This window comes from Bradyrhizobium sp. UFLA06-06, from assembly GCF_054820065.1.
Window position 1 is genome coordinate 174151 of the sequence record NZ_JADFUD010000008.1, and the last position, 16896, is coordinate 191046.

Annotated in this window: 13 protein-coding genes; 3 read left to right on the plus strand and 10 right to left on the minus strand. The window is 64.8% G+C overall.

Going from position 1 to position 16896, the window contains the following annotated elements; genetic code table 11:
* Positions 1–65: 65 nt before the first annotated feature.
* From IF803_RS09790 to IF803_RS09800, 3 genes are read right to left on the minus strand one after another with little or no spacing between them, the layout of a single operon-like run.
* Positions 66–731: an amino acid ABC transporter permease gene (locus tag IF803_RS09790; RefSeq protein ID WP_018271600.1), complete on the minus strand. Its 666-nt coding sequence runs from the start codon at positions 729–731 to the stop codon at positions 66–68.
* Between the two features lie 8 nt (positions 732–739).
* The gene (locus IF803_RS09795) at positions 740–1534 is read right to left on the minus strand and encodes an ABC transporter substrate-binding protein (protein ID WP_304495366.1); all 795 of its coding nucleotides are present in this window, start codon (positions 1532–1534) and stop codon (positions 740–742) included.
* Between the two features lie 27 nt (positions 1535–1561).
* Entirely contained in the window at positions 1562–2338 is a 777-nt protein-coding gene (locus IF803_RS09800; RefSeq protein WP_461192000.1) for an amino acid ABC transporter ATP-binding protein, read from the minus strand.
* Between the two features lie 190 nt (positions 2339–2528).
* On the opposite strand from IF803_RS09800, the gene IF803_RS09805 reads away from it, so the two are divergent.
* Complete coding sequence (locus tag IF803_RS09805; RefSeq protein WP_461192001.1) at positions 2529–3434, plus strand: LysR family transcriptional regulator; 906 nt, start codon at positions 2529–2531, stop codon at positions 3432–3434.
* Between the two features lie 25 nt (positions 3435–3459).
* Here the strand turns inward: IF803_RS09805 and mfd are convergent, their stop codons facing one another.
* A complete protein-coding gene (mfd, locus tag IF803_RS09810) occupies positions 3460–6978 on the minus strand; it encodes a transcription-repair coupling factor (protein WP_461192002.1) in 3519 nt (1172 codons plus the stop codon).
* Entirely contained in the window at positions 6975–7265 is a 291-nt protein-coding gene (locus tag IF803_RS09815) for an FAD assembly factor SdhE (protein ID WP_304495363.1), read from the minus strand. Before IF803_RS09815 ends, mfd begins: the two co-directional genes overlap by 4 nt.
* Before the next feature lie 245 nt (positions 7266–7510).
* On the opposite strand from IF803_RS09815, the gene recG reads away from it, so the two are divergent.
* Positions 7511–9619 (plus strand): ATP-dependent DNA helicase RecG, encoded by a 2109-nt coding sequence (gene recG, locus IF803_RS09820; protein ID WP_461192003.1) that lies wholly within the window; start codon positions 7511–7513, stop codon positions 9617–9619.
* Between the two features lie 92 nt (positions 9620–9711).
* Here the strand turns inward: recG and IF803_RS09825 are convergent, their stop codons facing one another.
* From IF803_RS09825 to IF803_RS09840, 4 genes are all read right to left on the minus strand, one after another.
* Entirely contained in the window at positions 9712–10512 is an 801-nt protein-coding gene (locus IF803_RS09825; protein ID WP_411781845.1) for a DUF502 domain-containing protein, read from the minus strand.
* A gap of 106 nt (positions 10513–10618) precedes the next feature.
* Positions 10619–12445: a glutamine--fructose-6-phosphate transaminase (isomerizing) gene (gene glmS / locus IF803_RS09830; RefSeq protein ID WP_461192004.1), complete on the minus strand. Its 1827-nt coding sequence runs from the start codon at positions 12443–12445 to the stop codon at positions 10619–10621.
* Positions 12446–12620: 175 nt separating this feature from the next.
* On the minus strand, positions 12621–13268 hold the full coding sequence (locus IF803_RS09835; protein ID WP_461192005.1) for a hypothetical protein: 648 nt from the start codon (positions 13266–13268) through the stop codon (positions 12621–12623).
* Positions 13265–13540, minus strand: coding sequence for a hypothetical protein (locus tag IF803_RS09840; protein ID WP_304495359.1), 276 nt, complete (start codon positions 13538–13540; stop codon positions 13265–13267). The genes IF803_RS09835 and IF803_RS09840 overlap by 4 nt, the downstream gene beginning before the upstream one ends.
* A gap of 396 nt (positions 13541–13936) precedes the next feature.
* Here IF803_RS09840 and IF803_RS09845 point away from each other — a divergent pair, with 396 nt between their 5' ends.
* The gene (locus IF803_RS09845) at positions 13937–15904 is read left to right on the plus strand and encodes an oleate hydratase (protein ID WP_461192006.1); all 1968 of its coding nucleotides are present in this window, start codon (positions 13937–13939) and stop codon (positions 15902–15904) included.
* A 54-nt stretch (positions 15905–15958) separates the two neighbouring features.
* On the opposite strand, the gene IF803_RS09850 is transcribed toward IF803_RS09845, so the two are convergent.
* Positions 15959–16753 (minus strand): adenylate/guanylate cyclase domain-containing protein, encoded by a 795-nt coding sequence (locus IF803_RS09850; protein ID WP_028340711.1) that lies wholly within the window; start codon positions 16751–16753, stop codon positions 15959–15961.
* Between the last annotated feature and the right edge of the window lie 143 nt (positions 16754–16896).

The window sequence follows — 16896 nt, forward strand, 5'->3', positions numbered from 1 at the left end:
TCAGCCGCATCGCCAGCTCGACGACCTCGCTGGTCCGATCGCTCGAAACCGCGCGGCGAACTTGATCAACGTCGTGCAAGGCGTGCTTCCCATATGCGGATTGAGTGGGTGAGCGGCCAGCAGATCGCGAAATACACCACCGCGATAAAGGTGAATATTTCCAGCGGCCTGAACGTCGACGAAGACAACTCCATGCCGCGCCGCGTGACCTCGCCGACCGACACCACGGACGCAAGCGAGGAATATTTGATGAGCTGGACGAAATTGGCGGCGAGCGGCGGCAGCACGCTGCGAATCGCCTGCGGGCCAACGATCCGCACAAAGCTCTGCGCGGGCGTCAGGCCGAGCACCTGCGCCGCTTCGCGGTGCCCGACCGGAACGGTCTGGATGCCCGCTCTGAAGACCTCGGAGATGAACACCGCCGAATAGAGCGAGAGACCGAGGATCGACGCGGCCAGCGCATCGATCCTCACATTGAAGACGATCGGCAGCACGTAATAGACCCATAGCAGCTGCACGAGGATCGGCGTATTGCGGACGATTTCGCCGACCGAAAGCGCGATGATGCGCGCGAAGCGGAAACGGGACATCTGCATGATCGCGATGACGAGCCCCAACAGGGTCGCCACCACGAGCGTGACAATTGAAATGAACAGGGTCATTTCCATGCCGGAGGCAAGAAAACCCAGATTGTTCGGGATGACGTCCCAGCGAAAGCTGTAGCTTTGCATCTGATGTCTCAGGGCGCGACGATCGGTCCGAGCTTGTTCTTCTCGGCGGCGGCCTTGAGCCGGCCGTCGAGCTTGATGGTGCGAACGAACAGGTTCACGTAGTTCAGCCAGATCTGGTCACCCTGGTTCATGACGTACGCGTACGGCGTCACGGACAGGTTTTCCGGCGGCGCCACCGTTGTGGTCCAGTCGAACTGGGCATTCATTTTGATCGAGGCCGGATAATCGGTCATGACGACGTCGACGCGTTGCGCCATCAGCTCAGCCGGGGTCGTGGCCGGAGGTGCAACCGCGACGGTCTTGGCGTTCTTGAAGTAGGACCGCATGAAGTTCTCGACATAGCTGCCGAGCGAGACGCCGGCGTTGACGCCCGGCTTGTCGATATCCGCCCAGGATGTGATCGGGCCGCCCTTGCGCACGACGGCATAGACGCCGCTCGTCAGATACGGGTCCGAGAACGCGACGGCCTGCGCACGCTTCATCGTCGCCCCGACGCCGAACATGCCGAGATCGCATTTGTTGGCCTGCAGGTCGGCGATGAAACTGCCAAAGCTGGTCTCCACATAGTCCAGCTTCACGCCCATGTCCTTTGCGAGCTCCTTGGAGAGGTCGATGTCGATCCCCTCGAGCTGTCCGCTATCCGGATTGCGGAACGAAATCGAATAGTACATGGGCCAGATGCAGACCCTGAGTACCCCGCTCTTGGTGATCTCGTAGAGGCGCGACTGCGTCTGCTGGGCAGCCGCCGGCGTCATCGAGAGAAAGAGCGCGCAAACGAAGGCAAGTCGGCGCAGATTTGGCATGAGCTTCAATCTCCTGTCTTGCGGTGATCACTCGTCAAACTGATTGAGAAAGCGCTTGGCGCGCTCGGTCGTCGGCCGTTCGAAAAAAGCGGCGGGCGTGCCGTGCTCAACGATCATCCCCTCGTCCATGAACACGACATGGCTCGCCACGCGCCGGGCGAAGCCCATCTCGTGTGTCACCACGAGCATCGTCATGCCTTCGAGCGCGAGCGTGCGCATGACCTGCAGCACCTCGCGGCGAAGTTCGGGGTCGAGAGCCGACGTCGGCTCGTCGAACAGGAGTATCTTCGGCTGCATGGCAAGCGCCCGGGCGATCGCGACACGTTGTTGCTGGCCTCCGGACAGCCTGGCCGGATAGGCATCGCGCTTCGCCTCCATGCCGATCTTCTGAAGCAGCCGTTCGGCCGTGACGACCGCCTCATCCCGGCTGACGCCGCGCACGCGCATCGGGGCCTCGATGATATTTCCCAGCACCGTCATGTGCGGCCACAGATTGAACTGCTGGAACACCATTCCGATTTCCGGCCGCACCTTGCGGGCAGCGAGCCGCACATCCGACGATGGCCGGGCCTGCGAGACCGTCGCCCCCTCCATCACGACGCGCCCGTCGGAAGGAGCCTCCAGCAGCGCCATGCATCGCAGAAGGGTCGTCTTGCCGGAGCCACTTGGACCGATGATGCAGGTCGACTGCCCGGTGCCCAGCGCAAGGTCCACGCCGTTCAGAACGGTGTGGGCGCCGAAGCGTTTGACCACCGCCTCGGCGGCCAGGACCGACGCGGCGCATGATGCGTGGCTAATGTTCATCCCCGCAGACCCTCCAGACGAGTTCATCCCGAAACATAAGCAAATATAATGCCAATGCTCGTCACGCTCAGATTGCGGTAACATTATCTGGAATTTCGCCGGCGTGATGTGCGAAAATTCCTTGTATTATTGGCGTTTCCCTCCATGCTCATACCACGAGCATCATCGAAACGATATATAGATATTGGTTATGGATCGTCGTCTTGTTGAGATTTTCCATGCTGTTATGCAGCATCGATCGGCAACCGAGGCTGCGCGCGCACTCGGCATATCGCAGCCGGCTGTGAGTACGGCCTTGAAACGGCTGGAGGCGGATGTCGGCTTTGCGCTGTTTCGCCGGGAGAGCCGCCATATCGTGCCTACGCCGGAGGCGCATCTGCTGCACAATGAAGCGATCCGGGCGCTCGCCGGGTTTGCCGAACTGGAGGACGCCGCTGCCGGGATCTCCGCAGGCAAGCGCGGCGTTCTGACGATCGCGAGTCCGGGACCTGGGATCGTCTGGCTTCCGCGCGTCGTCAGCCGCTTCCAGCGCGAGCGTCCGTCAACAACGATCAGGCTCCTGACCCGAAGCTCCGAGAATGTCCGGAGCCTGGTCTCGGCGCGTGCATTCGACTTCGGAGTCGCCGAGCCGCCGTTCGACCGCACCAATGTCGTGTTGCGGCGCTACCGGATGTCGCTCGACTGCGTGATGCCCGCAACGCATGCACTGGCTGACCGGAAAGTCGTCACTCCCGATCTTCTCGAGCGACATGATCTGATCATCACCTCGCAGAGCCGATCGACCTATGCCGCGGTATCGCGCGCCTTCGAAGCCAGCGGTACGCCGTTTCATCCGGCGATCGAGTGTGAATTCTTTGCCGTCGCGCTCAACCTCGTCATCGATGGCGCGGGTGTCTGCCTCGTCGACGCGCTCAGCGCGTCCGAAACGCTCAGGCGAACCAGCGGCGCGAGCGCGCTCGTCGTCCGCCCCTTCGCGCCGGCGATCCACTACGAGGTCGGGGTCCTCAAGCCGACGATCGGCGAACTCAGCGTTCTCGCCGAGCAGTTCCTGAAGCTGCTCGACGACCACGTTGCGCCATATTTGATCCGATCCTGAGCAGGGGCTTGCGTCGAACCGCGTGTCAAGCCGCCTTCTTGCTCTCCGCGAGGTTGGCGAGCTGGCGCAGGATCTCGGTGGTGCCGGCGAGGCGCTCTTCCGGCGTATCCCACTCCTGGAAGAACACCACCTTCATATCGGGCCGCACCTTGGCGGCCTGGCCGTGCTGGCGGATGAAGCTCACCAGCCGCTCCGGATGCGCGAAGCTGTTATCGCGGAATGCGATCACGGCGCCCTTCGGGCCGGCATCGACCTTCCCGACATTGGCCCGGCGGCAATAGGCCTTGATCGCCGCGACCTTGAACAGATAGCGCACCTCGTCCGGCAGCACGCCGAAGCGGTCGCGCATTTCGGCGGCGAAGGCGTCGATGTCCTCGTCGGTGTCGAGATCGGCGAGCCGACGATACAGCGACAGCCGCACGCTGAGGTCGTTGACGTAGTCCTCGGGGATCAGGACCGGCATGCCGATCGTGATCTGCGGCGACCAGCGGTCGGCAGCCGGCTCGGCGACGCCGGCCTTGAGGTTGACGATCGCCTCCTCCAGCATCGACTGGTACAGCTCGAAGCCGACTTCCTTGATGTGGCCGGACTGCTCTTCGCCGAGCAGATTGCCGGCGCCGCGGATGTCGAGGTCGTGCGAGGCGAGCTGGAAACCGGCCCCCAGCGTCTCCAGCGACTGCAATACCTTGAGCCGGCGCTCCGCCTGCGCCGTGATCTTCTGCTGCGCCGGCAGCGTGAACAGTGCATAGGCGCGCAGCTTGGAGCGGCCGACGCGGCCGCGCAGCTGGTAGAGCTGGGCGAGGCCGAACATGTCGGCGCGGTGCACGATCAGCGTGTTGGCGTTCGGGATGTCGAGACCGGACTCGACGATCGTGGTCGACAGCAGGATGTCGTACTTGCCGTCGTAGAACGCGGACATGATGTCCTCGATAACGGTCGGCGGCATCTGGCCGTGGGCGACCGCGACCTTCATCTCCGGCACGTTCTTGTCGAGGAAGTCCTTGACGCCGGCGAGGTCCTCGATCCGCGGCACGACGTAGAACGCCTGTCCGCCACGGTAGCGCTCGCGCAGCAGCGCCTCGCGGATCATCAGGGGATCGTGCGGCGCGACGAAGGTGCGCACCGCAAGGCGATCGACCGGCGGCGAGGCAATGATCGAGAGCTCGCGGACGCCGGTCAATGCAAGTTGAAGGGTGCGCGGGATCGGGGTTGCCGACAGCGTCAGCACATGGACCTGGGCGCGCAGCTGCTTCAGCCGCTCCTTGTGGCTGACGCCGAAATGCTGCTCCTCGTCGACGATCAGCAGGCCGAGATCCCTGAACTTGATGGCCTTGCCGAGCAGCGCATGGGTGCCGACGACGATGTCGACATTACCGTCGGTGAGCCCCTTCTTGACCTGGTTTAGCTCCTTGGTCGAGACCAGCCGCGAGGCCTGCGCGATATTGACCGGGAAGCCGCGGAAGCGCTCGGTGAAGGTCCGCGAGTGCTGGCGCGCCAAGAGCGTGGTCGGCACCACGACCGCGACCTGCTTGCCCTCCAGCGCCACGGCGAACGCCGCACGCAGCGCCACCTCGGTCTTGCCGAAGCCGACGTCGCCGCAGATCAGGCGGTCCATCGGGCGGCCGATCTCGAGGTCCTTCAAGGTCGAGGTGATCGCCCCGAGCTGATCCTCGGTCTCCTCATAGGGGAAGCGCGCGCAGAACTCGTCATAGACGTGCGGCTGCAGCGGGAATTTCGGCGCTTCGTGCAGCTGCCGCTCGGCCGCGATCTTGATCAATTCGCCCGCGATCTCGCGGATCCGGTTCTTCAACTTGGCCTTGCGCACCTGCCAGCCGCCGCCGCCGAGACGGTCGAGCTCGACATTGGCGCTGTCGGTGCCGTAGCGCGACAACAGCTCGATGTTTTCGACCGGCAGGAACAGTTTTGTTTCGGCGGCATAGTGCAGTTCGAGACAATCATGCGGCGCGCCGGAGACTTCCAGCGTCTGCAAGCCCACAAAGCGGCCGATGCCATGCTCGACGTGCACCACGAGATCGCCGGTCGCGAGGCTCGTCACCTCGGAGATGAAATTGTCGAGCTTGCGGCTCGCCTTGCGCGGCCGCACCAGGCGGTCGCCGAGAATGTCCTGCTCGCTGATGACGGCGAACTCGTCGGTCTCGAAGCCGGATTCCATGCCGAGCACGGCCAGCATGGTCTCGTTGCGCGGCGTCGCCTGCACGATCCGCCAGGTGTTGACGCTGGTCGTGTTCAGGAGCTTGTGGTCGCGCAGCATCGCGCCCATGCGGTCGCGCGAGCCCTCGCTCCACAGCGCGATCACCACCTTCTTGCGCTGCGACTGCAGCGCGCCGACATGACCGACCACGGCCTCGAACACGTTGACGTTGCTGTCGGCGCGTTCGGGGGCGAAATTGCGGCCCTGCCGCGCGCCGGCGTCGAACACCTCGGGCGTGCCTTCGGGCACCGCGAACGGCGTCAGCCGCGCCAGCGGCGCATCGCCGAGCAGCTTGGTCCATTCGGCCTCGGTCAGATAGAGCTGGTCCGGCGGCAGCGGCTTGTAGATCGCGCCGCTGCCCGGATGCTCCAGCGCCTCGCGCCGCGCGTCGTAGTAGTCAACGATCTGCGAGAAGCGCTCGCGCGCGGCGTCCTCGCCCTGCGGCTCGATCGCGACCGTCGCGCCGTCGAGATAATCGAACAGCGTGTCCATCCGCTCCTGGAACAGCGGCAGCCAGTGCTCCATGCCGGGATGACGCCGTCCTTCGGAGACGGCTTCATAGAGCTGATCGTCGCGCTCCGGCGCGCCGAACGCGGCGACATAGCCCATGCGGAAACGCCGGATGGTTTCGGTGGTGAGCTGGAATTCGGAGACCGGCACGAGATCGAGCCCGCGCATGTCGAGCAGCGTGCGCTGGGTCTCAGCATCGAAGGTGCGGATCGATTCCAGGCTGTCGCCGAAGAAGTCGAAGCGCACCGGCTGGTCGAGGCCGGCCGGAAACAGATCGAGGATGCCGCCGCGCACGGCATATTCGCCGGGCTCGCGCACCGTTGACGAACGGGTGTAGCCGTTGTGCTCGAGCCAGGCCACGACCGAATCCATCGGCACCACATTGCCTGGCGCAACCGACAGCGCTTGCGCTGCGACCTGGTCGCGCGCCGGTACCCGCTGCACGGCGGCGTTCACTGTCGTGAGCACGATCAGCGGTTTGTCGCTGCCGACCAGCCGCGACAACTTGGCCAAAGCGGTCAGGCGTTGCGCCAAAATGCCTGAATGCGGCGAGACGCGGTCATAGGGCTGGCAGTCCCAGGCCGGAACCTGCATCACGGCGATGTCGGGTGCAAAGAACTCCAGCGCGCGGGCGAGCTGCTGCATCCGCGCGCCGTCGCGGCACACCACGGCAAGGCTCACCGCCGGACGCTTCGGCTGCGCCGCGATGGCGCGCGCCAGATCCGAGATGACGAGCCCCTCGGCGCCCTCGGCGACGTTGGCGATGGTCAGCACCCGGCCGGGCGCGAGCATCGCGGCCGGTGATTTCATCGGCTGTTTCATGCGCTGGGATCCGCGACCCGAAACGCCTTGATGCGGGCAAACAGCGCGGTGGCATATTCGGCCGGCAGCACCTTGTCGCCGGTCAGCGCCGAATAGAGGTCGGGATCCGGCACCTCGATCAGATGCTCGAGCTCGCCGAGCTCGTGGTCGGACAGTTCGCCAATGGTCGCGTCGGCGAAGCGGCCGAGGATCAGGTCCATCTCCCGGGTGCCGCGGTGCCAGCAGCGAAACAAAAGCCGCTTGCGGCGGTCATCGAGCCCGCTGCTCGATCGTGTCGATCCCGTCATGTCCCAAAATCCATCCAACGCCAAAAGCCCGGACGTGCCGGGCGGGCTTGATATAGCCATGGCGAAGGCCGATGTCAGCCCTCATTCGCCGCGTTTTGGGGTTTCCCTGGGCGCATGCCGTCGCCGGGCTTGCGCGCCCGTCGAAGCCTTGTAGACGGGACCCGGCCGACATCAGCTCCAAAAAAAGACGTGGATGCCCGGCACAAGGCCGGGCATGACGGTGTGAAACGGTCTTGGATTCGTCGATGCGCCCAGCCCTGCTCAATCCGCTGTTTGCCCAGGTCACGACCCTGCAAGGGGTCGGCCCGAAGCAGGACAAGCTGCTGCGCTATCTGCTCGACCGCAGCGAGACGCCGCGGCTGGTCGACCTGCTGCTGCATCTGCCGGCGAGCGTGATCGACCGCCGCGCCCGGCCGAAGATCCGCGACGCCGCGGTCGGAACCATGGTGACGCTCGAGGTCACCGTCGACCGCCATCGCCCGCCGCCGCCGCGGAATTCGCGCGCGCCCTACCTCGTCTATGCCAGCGACGACACCGGCGACGTCGTGCTGACCTTCTTCCGCGCCCAGCCCGGCTATGTCGAGAAACTGCTGCCGGTCGGCGAGAAGCGCTACGTCTCCGGCACGCTGGCGATGTATGACGGCATCCCGCAGATCGTGCATCCCGATCGCGTCGTCGATGAAGCGGGATTTGCAAAACTGTCCGGCATCGATCCGGTCTATCCGCTGACCGAGGGGCTCGCGATCGGCTCGCTCCGCCGCGCCATCGCGCAGGCGCTGACCAGGCTGCCGGATCTGCCGGAATGGATCAGCCCCGAGGTGCTGCGCCGCTGCAACTTCCCGCCGATCAGGGAGGCGCTGACCCGCGTGCATGTGCCGGTCGAGCTGACCGACATCCTGCCCGACGGCCCGTTCTGGTCGCGGCTCGCATTCGACGAATTGCTCGCCGGCCAGCTCGCGCTCGCCCTGATCCGCGCCACGCTGCGCCGCCCAGCCGGCGTGCGCAACGCCGGCGATGGTCATCTGCGCAGGAAGATCATCGATGCCCTGCCCTATGCGCTGACCAGGTCGCAGCAAGAGGCGGTCGCGGCGATCATCGCGGACCTGCAGCAACCGGTGCGAATGTTGCGCCTCGTGCAGGGCGATGTCGGTTCCGGCAAGACCGTGGTGGCGCTGCTGGCAGCCGCTGCCGTCGCGGAAGCCGGCAAGCAGGCCGCGCTGATGGCGCCGACCGAAATCCTGGCGCGCCAGCACATCAAGACCATCGCGCCGCTCGCCGAGAGCGCCGGCCTGCGCGTCGCCATCCTCACCGGTCGCGAGAAGGGTAAGGAGCGCCGCGAATTGTTGGCGCAGCTTGAAGCCGGCGAGATCGATCTTTTGGTCGGCACCCACGCGCTGATCCAGGACGATGTGATCTACAAGGCGCTGGCGCTCGCCGTGGTCGACGAGCAGCATCGCTTCGGCGTGCGCGAACGCCTCGCGCTGACCTCCAAGGGCGAGGCCGTCGACGTGCTGGTGCTGAGCGCCACGCCGATTCCGCGCACGCTGGTGCTGACTTACTTCGGCGACATGGACGTCTCCGAGCTGCGCGAAAAGCCCGCTGGCCGCCAGCCGATCGACACCCGCGCCGTGCCGATGAGCCGGATCGAGGACGTCATGGACGGCGTCGGCCGCGCGCTCGCCGCCGGCAAGCTGGTCTACTGGATCTGCCCGCTGGTCGATGAATCCGAGGCCGAGGGCACCGAGCATCTCACCAACGCGACCGAACGTTTCGAGAGCTTGCAGAAGCGGTTCGGCGATCGTGTCGGCCTCGTGCACGGCCAGATGAAGGGCACCGAGAAGGATCGCGTGATGGCGCAATTCGCCGCGCACGAGATCGGCCTCTTGGTCGCAACCACGGTGGTTGAGGTCGGCGTCGACGTGCCCGCGGCGACCATCATGGTGATCGAGAACGCCGAACGTTTCGGGCTTGCGCAGCTGCATCAATTGCGCGGGCGCATCGGCCGCGGCTCGGAAGCCTCGACCTGCCTTTTGCTCTACAAGGAGCCGCTCGGCGAGATGTCGAAGGCGCGGTTGAAAGTGATCCGCGAGACCACGGATGGATTCCGGATCGCCGAGGAGGATCTGAAGCTGCGCGGCGAAGGCGACGTGCTCGGCATCCGCCAGAGCGGCCTGCCCGGCTACCGCATCGCGCGCTCCGAGGTGCACGGCCAGCTGATCACCCAGGCCCGCGACGAGGCGCTGCGGATCATGAAGGACAATCCGAAGCTGAAGGGCGAACGCGGCGAAGCGCTGCGCGTCCTGCTCTACCTCTATGAACGCGACGAGGCCGTGCCGCTGATCGGCGCGGGGTGAATTGCACGGTCATTCCGGGATGCGCGAAGCGCAGACCCGGAATCTCGAGATTCCGGGTTCGCATCTTCGATGCGCCCCGGAATGACTCCCACCTATCCTTCCACCTTCGCCGGCGCGGGCTGAGTTGCCGGCTGCAGCGAGGCGTGGTTGGTCGACGCCTGGCTGGCAATGCGCGCGGCGTTGGCCATGCCGGCGAGCGCGGCGGTGCGCTTCTGGTCGTTGGCGCCGGGCTGCACCACGCCGGCCGACATGATCAGCGTCGCGGCATCCTCGGTGCTCATCTCGATCTCGATGATCTTGCTCTTCGGCACATAGAAGAAGAAGCCGGTGGTCGGGTTCGGCGCGCACGGCAGGAACACCGAGATATGCTCCTCCTCTCCGGGGAAGCTGGCGGCGAGCTCGGTGCTCGGCGCCTGCGAGATCAGCACGATCGACCACATGCCGGGCGAGGGAAACTCGACCAGACCGACGCGGCGGAAGCTCGAGCCGTTGCCGGAGAACAGCGTTTCGAACACCTGCTTCAGGCCGCGATAGATCGCGCGCACCGCAGGGATGCGGCCAAGCAGCCGTTCGCCGAGATCGACCAGGGTTCGCCCGATCAGGTTGGCGGTGAGGAAGCCGAGCAGCGTCAGCGCGATGACCGCGACGATCAGGCCGGAACCCGGCAGCCCGAACGGCAGATAGGTTTCCGGCCGGTAGGCCGTGGGCACAAACGGCCGGACCAGATTGTCGACCCAGTTCACGAACCACCAGGTCAGATACAGGGTGATCGCAACCGGACCGGCCACCACGAGGCCGGTGAGGAAATAGTTGCGAAACCGCGCCATCAGCCCGCGCGGGGCATCCGGGGGCAATTCACCGGTCGAGGCGGGAGGCACTTGGTTGGAGGTCATTGCGGTTCCAAGGTCGTCGAAGCGGCGTCGGAGCGGCCGTAGTCCATCACCCAGCTAAGCCATTCTAGCAGCTTTTTGAAGGGCCGCGTGAAGCCGCGGCTTGCGACTATTCGACCGTGACCGATTTGGCCAGATTCCGGGGCTGATCGACGTCGGTGCCCATCACGACAGCGGTATGATAGGCGAGCAGCTGCACCGGAACGGCGTAGACGATCGGCGCGAAGGTCGCCCCCATGTCCGGCATCACGATCGTCACCAGCGACTGGATCGTCGCTTCCGCCGCGCCCTTGGCGTCGGTCATCAGGATGATCTTGCCGCCGCGGGCGGCGACCTCCTGCATGTTGGAGACGGTCTTCTCGAACACCTTGTCGTAGGGCGCGATCACCACGACAGGCATGTGTTCGTCGATCAGCGCGATCGGCCCGTGCTTGAGCTCGCCGGCGGCGTAGCCCTCGGCGTGGATGTAGGAGATTTCCTTCAGCTTCAGCGCGCCTTCCAGCGCCAGCGGATAGCTGGTGCCGCGGCCGAGATAGAGCACGTCGCGCGACTTCGAGATCTCGCGCGCCAGCTTCTCGATCTGCACTTCGGTGGTGAGCGCTTCCGACATCAGGCGCGGGATCTCGACCAGGCCATGCACCAGCTTGGCCTCGTCGGCATCGGACAGCTCGCCGCGCGCCTTGCCGGCGGCGACCGCGAGCGAGGCCAGCACCATCAGCTGGCAGGTGAACGCCTTGGTCGAGGCGACGCCGATCTCCGGGCCGGCGAGCGTCTGCAGCACGGTCTCGCTCTCGCGCGCGATCGTCGAGGTCGGCACGTTGACGACCGAGAGCGTGTGCGCGCCCTGCGCCTTGGCGTAGCGCAGCGCCGCCAGCGTGTCGGCGGTCTCGCCCGACTGCGAGATGAAGACCGCAAGGTCGCCCTTGCGCAGCGGTGCCTCGCGGTAGCGGAATTCGGAGGCGACATCGAGCTCGACCGGCAGCCGCGCCAGCCGCTCCAGCCAGTATTTCGCGACGAAACCGGCATAGCTCGCGGTGCCGCAGGCCGTGATCGAGATGCGCTGGATATCCTTGAAGTCGAACGGCAGCTTCACCGGCATGGTGACGCGCTCGGTCGCCATGTCCACGTAACGGGCGAGCGTGTGCCCGACCACTTCGGGCTGCTCGTGGATCTCCTTCGCCATGAAGTGGCGGTAGTTCGCCTTGTCGACCAGCGCGGTCGCCGTCGTGTGCTTGATCGCCTCGCGGTGGACGATGGCGTTGTCCTTGTCGAAGATCGTGGCGCCCTTGCGGTTCAGCACCACCCAGTCGCCGTCCTCGAGATAGCTGATCGTGTCGGTGAACGGCCCGAGCGCGATCGCGTCGGAGCCGAGATACATCTCGCCCTCGCCATGGCCGACCGCGAGCGGCGGGCCGTTGCGCGCGCCGATCATCAGATCGTCCTCGCCGGCGAAGATGAAGCCGAGCGCGAACGCGCCGCGCAGCTGCGACAGCACCGCCCTCACCGCCTCGATCGGCTTGACGCCACCCCTCAGCAGATTGTCGACCAGATGCACCACGACCTCGGTGTCGGTCTCGGTCGAGAACGTCGCGCCCTTGGCCTCGAGCTCCTCGCGCAGCTCGCGGAAATTCTCGATGATGCCGTTATGCACCACGGCGACGCGCTCGGTGGCATGGGGATGTGCGTTGTTCTCGGTCGGCCGCCCGTGCGTGGCCCAGCGGGTGTGGCCGATGCCGGTATGGCCGCCGAGCGGCTTGGCCTCGAGCCGGGCTTCGAGGTTCTTCAGCTTGCCCTCGGCGCGGCGCCGCGCCAGGCCGCCATTCTCCAGCGTGGCGACACCGGCGGAATCATAGCCGCGATATTCCAGCCGCTTGAGCGAATCCACCAATTGCTCCGCGACCGGAGCGCGTCCAAGAATGCCGACGATGCCGCACATGCGGTTCAATGTCCCCAAAAATCGCCGAAAATTTGCCAAAGCGGCGACACGGTCCCTTAACGGGAATCGCCGGCCGCAAGATACTCAATAATTATTGCCGATTGCGACACTCTTAAACGGCAAGGTTGATGCGAAAGGCTGGTTAATCGGGGCTAACCATTTTGGCAAGAGCGCGTCAGCGGGGGCCCGCCGGGGCTGGCCACGGTTTCGCCTCCCAAATCGTGGTCCATTCTTGACCCGCGCCGCACGCAGGCGCGCTGACCTCGACGCGAACCACCACAAAGCTTTCGCGATTGGTCCCGTCCAGCCGATAGACATGCCGCAGGTGTCGGCTGGGACACAGGTCGGATCCGGTTTCGGCCTGAAACAAGCCGGCCTCCTCCCTCCATGTGATGAAACCCGGAGTGTCCGTCGTACCGAAGCCGTTCAGCGCGACGTACGGAAACTCCATTGGCTTTGGTCTGCTGACGTCGGAAAGATCGAACGCGCGATGCGATCCGGTCACGGAAAGGCGACAGAACATCAGCGCGAGACGGTGCCCGGCCACTTTCATGAAGCGAACCGGCAACTTCTCGATGTCATCCCTGTATTTGCAGCCGGATTGCTCGGCCGCAAGCGCAAGCACCCTTGGCACCAGGGCCGGATCGGAAATTTCAAAGTCCGTGCGTCCATTGGCAAGACTGCTCCATTCGCGAAGCGCCTCGCGTCGTGCATTGATGCTCGAAGTTTCGTCGCCGCGCGCGACGTGCGCGAGCGGCGGACCGGCCGTGAGAAGACCTCCGAGCAGCACCTTGATCAATCCAGCGATCAGCCGCGCGCTCACGGTTCCCATCCCCGGCCACGCAGCCAGACGTCGCGGCAGGTAACCAGCATGCCGTGCAGTCCGTTCTTGAGGAAAAACAGATAGAGCGCGAACAGCAGCACGAAGCTGAGCCGATCGTCGCCCCAGGAAACGAACTCAGGTTGGTCGTGTGTCTTCCGGGACAGCACCGCCAACTGTCCGGTCTCGGCCCATTGGCAGAGTCGCGCGGCGCTGAAATACGTCACGAGGCTGCAAAAGACTCCAATCAAAGCGGTCGCAGCATGTTTGCGCATGACGTGTTTTGCCTCGTCGCCTCCTAAAAGCGATGAAACCGCCGGCGGCAAACGCCGTTAACCGCATCAATACGTCATTAACGCCTTTCGGCGAGGCCAGCCGACGCCGGAGGTAGTCGGCGCTCCCAGAAGGTGCTCGGCTGCACGCCATGGCAGCGCATCCTCGGCGCGCGGTAGAGACGCACCTGCGATCCCGGACCGGCGCGCGGCGATCCGGTCGACCTCCCCAAATCACTGAAAATTTGCCGGCTCCGCGACACCCTCCCTTAACGAAGCGTCGCCGGTCGCGCCGCGACATCTTCGCCGCAACCGGGCCCGGGCCAGAAAATGACATGGCGAACTGCCAACATCGGCCCCACGGAGATCGCGAAAGCCAATCACGCAGAAAGGTCGCCAATGACTGAAGTCGCAGCTTCCGGCACGCCCACCTTCGAGGTCGAAACCGACGCGTCCAGGCGCTACTGGCACAACGGGAGCCACAACACGCTGCCGCCGCCGGACATGATGGGCGCGTACATGCGCAACCGTCCCGTGTCGAATCAGCCGGTCGAAGCCCGCAAGGCCTGGATCATCGGCAGCGGCATCGCGGGACTGGCCGCGGCCTTCTACATGATCCGCGACGGCGGCATGAAGGGCGACGACATCACCATTCTCGACACCATGCACATCGAGGGCGGCTCGCTCGACGGCGCCGGTGATCCCGAGAACGGCTACATCATTCGCGGCGGTCGCGAGATGAACTGGAACTACGACAATCTCTGGGACATGTTCCAGGACGTCCAGGCGCTGGAATTGCCCGAGGGTTACAGCGTTCTCGACGAATACCGGCTCGTCAACGACAACGATCCGAACTTCTCCAAGGCGCGGCTGATGCACAAGCGCGGCCAGATCCGCGACTTCTCGACGCTCGGCCTGTCGAAGCCGCAGCAATGGGAATTGATCCGCCTGCTGCTGAAGCGCAAGGAGGATCTCGACGACATCACCATCGAGCAGTACTTCAGCCCGGGCTTCCTCGATACCAACTTCTGGTTCCTCTGGCGCTCGATGTTCGCCTTCGAGAACTGGCAGAGCCTGCTCGAGATGAAGCTCTACATGCATCGCTTCCTCGATGCGATCGACGGGCTGAGCGACATGTCGGCGCTGGTATTTCCGAAATACAACCAGTTCGACAGCTTCGTCCGTCCGCTGGTGACGCATCTGCGTGAGCGCGGCGTCAAGGTGCAGTTCGATACCCGCGCCCACGATCTCGACATCAAGGTCGACGGCGATGCCCGCACGGTCACCGCGATCCACGCCAAGGTGGGCGGCGCCGACACCACCATTCCGGTCGGTCCGAAAGATCTGGTCTTCGCGCTCACGGGATCGATGACCGAGGGCACCGCCTATGGCGACATGGACCACGCTCCGGTTCTTCAGCGCGGCAAGCATGATCCGGGTCAAGCCAGCGACTGGACGCTGTGGACGAACCTGGCGAAGAAATCGCCGATCTTCGGCAAGCCCGAGAAGTTCTACGGCAATGTCGACAAGTCAATGTGGGAGTCGGTCACGCTCACCTGCAAGCCGTCGCCCTTCGTCGACCGGCTGAAGGAGCTTTCAGTCAACGATCCCTATTCCGGCAAGACGGTCACCGGCGGGATCATCACCTTCACCGACTCCAATTGGGTGCTCAGCTTCACCTGCAACCGGCAGCCGCACTTTCCGACCCAGCCGAAGGACGTCCTGGTGGTCTGGGTCTACGCATTGCTGATGGACAAGGAGGGCAACTACGTCAAGAAGCCGATGCCGGCCTGCACCGGCCGCGAGATCCTGGAGGAGCTCTGCTACCACCTCGGCATCGAGGACAAGCTGGATGCGGTAGTGGCGAACACCAAGGCCCGCCTCGCCTTGATGCCCTACATCACCGCGATGTTCATGCCCCGCGCGGCGGGCGACCGGCCGCATCCCGTCCCCGCGGGCTGCACCAATCTGGGCCTGATGGGCCAGTTCGTGGAAACATCGAACGACATCATCTTCACGATGGACAGCTCTGTCCGCACCGCGCGGGTCGCGGTGTACACGCTGCTCAAGCTCGCCAAGCAGGTGCCGGACATCAGCCCCACGCAATATGATATCCGGACCATCCTGAAGGGCGCCCGTGCCTTGAACAACAACGAGCCGTTCCCGGGCGAACGCCTGCTGCACCGGCTACTCGACAAGACCTACTACGCCCACATTCTTCCGCCACTGCCCGAGCCCGATTCCACGCGGCGAGGCAGTGCCGAGCGCGAGCTGGCGGGACTGCTCGGCAAGGGCGATCAGGCGCTCGGCGCCATCATCGGCTGGCTGGAACGGATTCGAGAGAACATCTCGACCCGCAAGGGCTAGAGCACGATCCGGGAAAGCGCGATGCAACGCCGACGTCGATCCTTGCCGGACGCCCTAATGCTCAACCCGGTAGAGCCGCCATCGCTCCGGGACGCCTTTGAGCTGGTGCGCGCCGCGGTCCTTGAAGCGGATTTCGGACTTTGACATCAGGTCCTTGACGGCGCTCGAGACCAGCACTTCGCCGGCCCGCGCTTTCGCTGCGACGCGCGCGCCGATGTGAAACGCAAGACCGATCACCTCCGCCCCACTCACCTGGTATTCGCCCGCGTGCAGTCCGACCCTGATCTCCAGCCCCAGTGTGCGCACGGACTCGCGGATTGCGGTCGCACAACGGATCCCGGCTGCCGGCGCGCGGAACGTCGCCAGCACCCCGTCCCCCGTCGTCACGACTTCCTTCCCCCGCAAGGCCTTCAGCTCCCTGCGCACAGCGACATAGTAGTGATTCATCACCGTCGCCCAGCGCGTGTCGCCGAGCCGCGCGGCCTTTTCGGTGGATCGGACGATATCGACATAGAGGATGGTGGCGAGCGCCTGCTTGAGCTGCGAGTCCCGATCGGCGGTTCGGCGCCGGTTCGCGATATTCCCAGCCAGCGGTTCATAGCGATGGCTGCGTCGCCGCGCGATGGCAGCCTTGGTGTAGTCCTGAGCGCGCTGCACCGTGCGGCAGCGAATGGTTTTCTCCTGCGGTGGAAACGTCCAGTAGACCTTTCGCCCGTCGCCCGCGCCATCAACCTGCACGGCGCCCCACTTCAGGAAAACCATCGAGCCGGCCCGTCGAATGCACCATGCCTTCGACGTGTATCCGGAAACGTTCGACTGATGGACTCCGATGCGAAGGAATTTTGGCATGAGCGTCCGGCCGATCGAAGAAGCGTTTGGCAGCCTACCCGGGGTAAAGCGTAGCCATACATTCCCGCGTTGGCAACGGTGCAGGTTTACGGGCTATCGAGAATGCCGGACTTCGATGTTCGCATCGGATCCCGCAAGCGGAC

Excerpts from the sequence above, each read along its gene's own strand:
- IF803_RS09790 (WP_018271600.1), bottom strand. The coding sequence starts at position 731 with ATGCAAAGCTACAGCTTTCGCTGGGACGTCATCCCGAACAATCTGGGT.
- IF803_RS09795 (WP_304495366.1), bottom strand. The coding sequence starts at position 1,534 with ATGCCAAATCTGCGCCGACTTGCCTTCGTTTGCGCGCTCTTTCTCTCG.
- IF803_RS09800 (WP_461192000.1), bottom strand. The coding sequence starts at position 2,338 with ATGAACATTAGCCACGCATCATGCGCCGCGTCGGTCCTGGCCGCCGAG.
- IF803_RS09805 (WP_461192001.1), top strand. The coding sequence starts at position 2,529 with ATGGATCGTCGTCTTGTTGAGATTTTCCATGCTGTTATGCAGCATCGA.
- mfd (WP_461192002.1), bottom strand. The coding sequence starts at position 6,978 with ATGAAACAGCCGATGAAATCACCGGCCGCGATGCTCGCGCCCGGCCGG.
- IF803_RS09815 (WP_304495363.1), bottom strand. The coding sequence starts at position 7,265 with ATGACGGGATCGACACGATCGAGCAGCGGGCTCGATGACCGCCGCAAG.
- recG (WP_461192003.1), top strand. The coding sequence starts at position 7,511 with ATGCGCCCAGCCCTGCTCAATCCGCTGTTTGCCCAGGTCACGACCCTG.
- IF803_RS09825 (WP_411781845.1), bottom strand. The coding sequence starts at position 10,512 with ATGACCTCCAACCAAGTGCCTCCCGCCTCGACCGGTGAATTGCCCCCG.
- glmS (WP_461192004.1), bottom strand. The coding sequence starts at position 12,445 with ATGTGCGGCATCGTCGGCATTCTTGGACGCGCTCCGGTCGCGGAGCAA.
- IF803_RS09840 (WP_304495359.1), bottom strand. The coding sequence starts at position 13,540 with ATGCGCAAACATGCTGCGACCGCTTTGATTGGAGTCTTTTGCAGCCTC.
- IF803_RS09845 (WP_461192006.1), top strand. The coding sequence starts at position 13,937 with ATGACTGAAGTCGCAGCTTCCGGCACGCCCACCTTCGAGGTCGAAACC.
- IF803_RS09850 (WP_028340711.1), bottom strand. The coding sequence starts at position 16,753 with ATGCCAAAATTCCTTCGCATCGGAGTCCATCAGTCGAACGTTTCCGGA.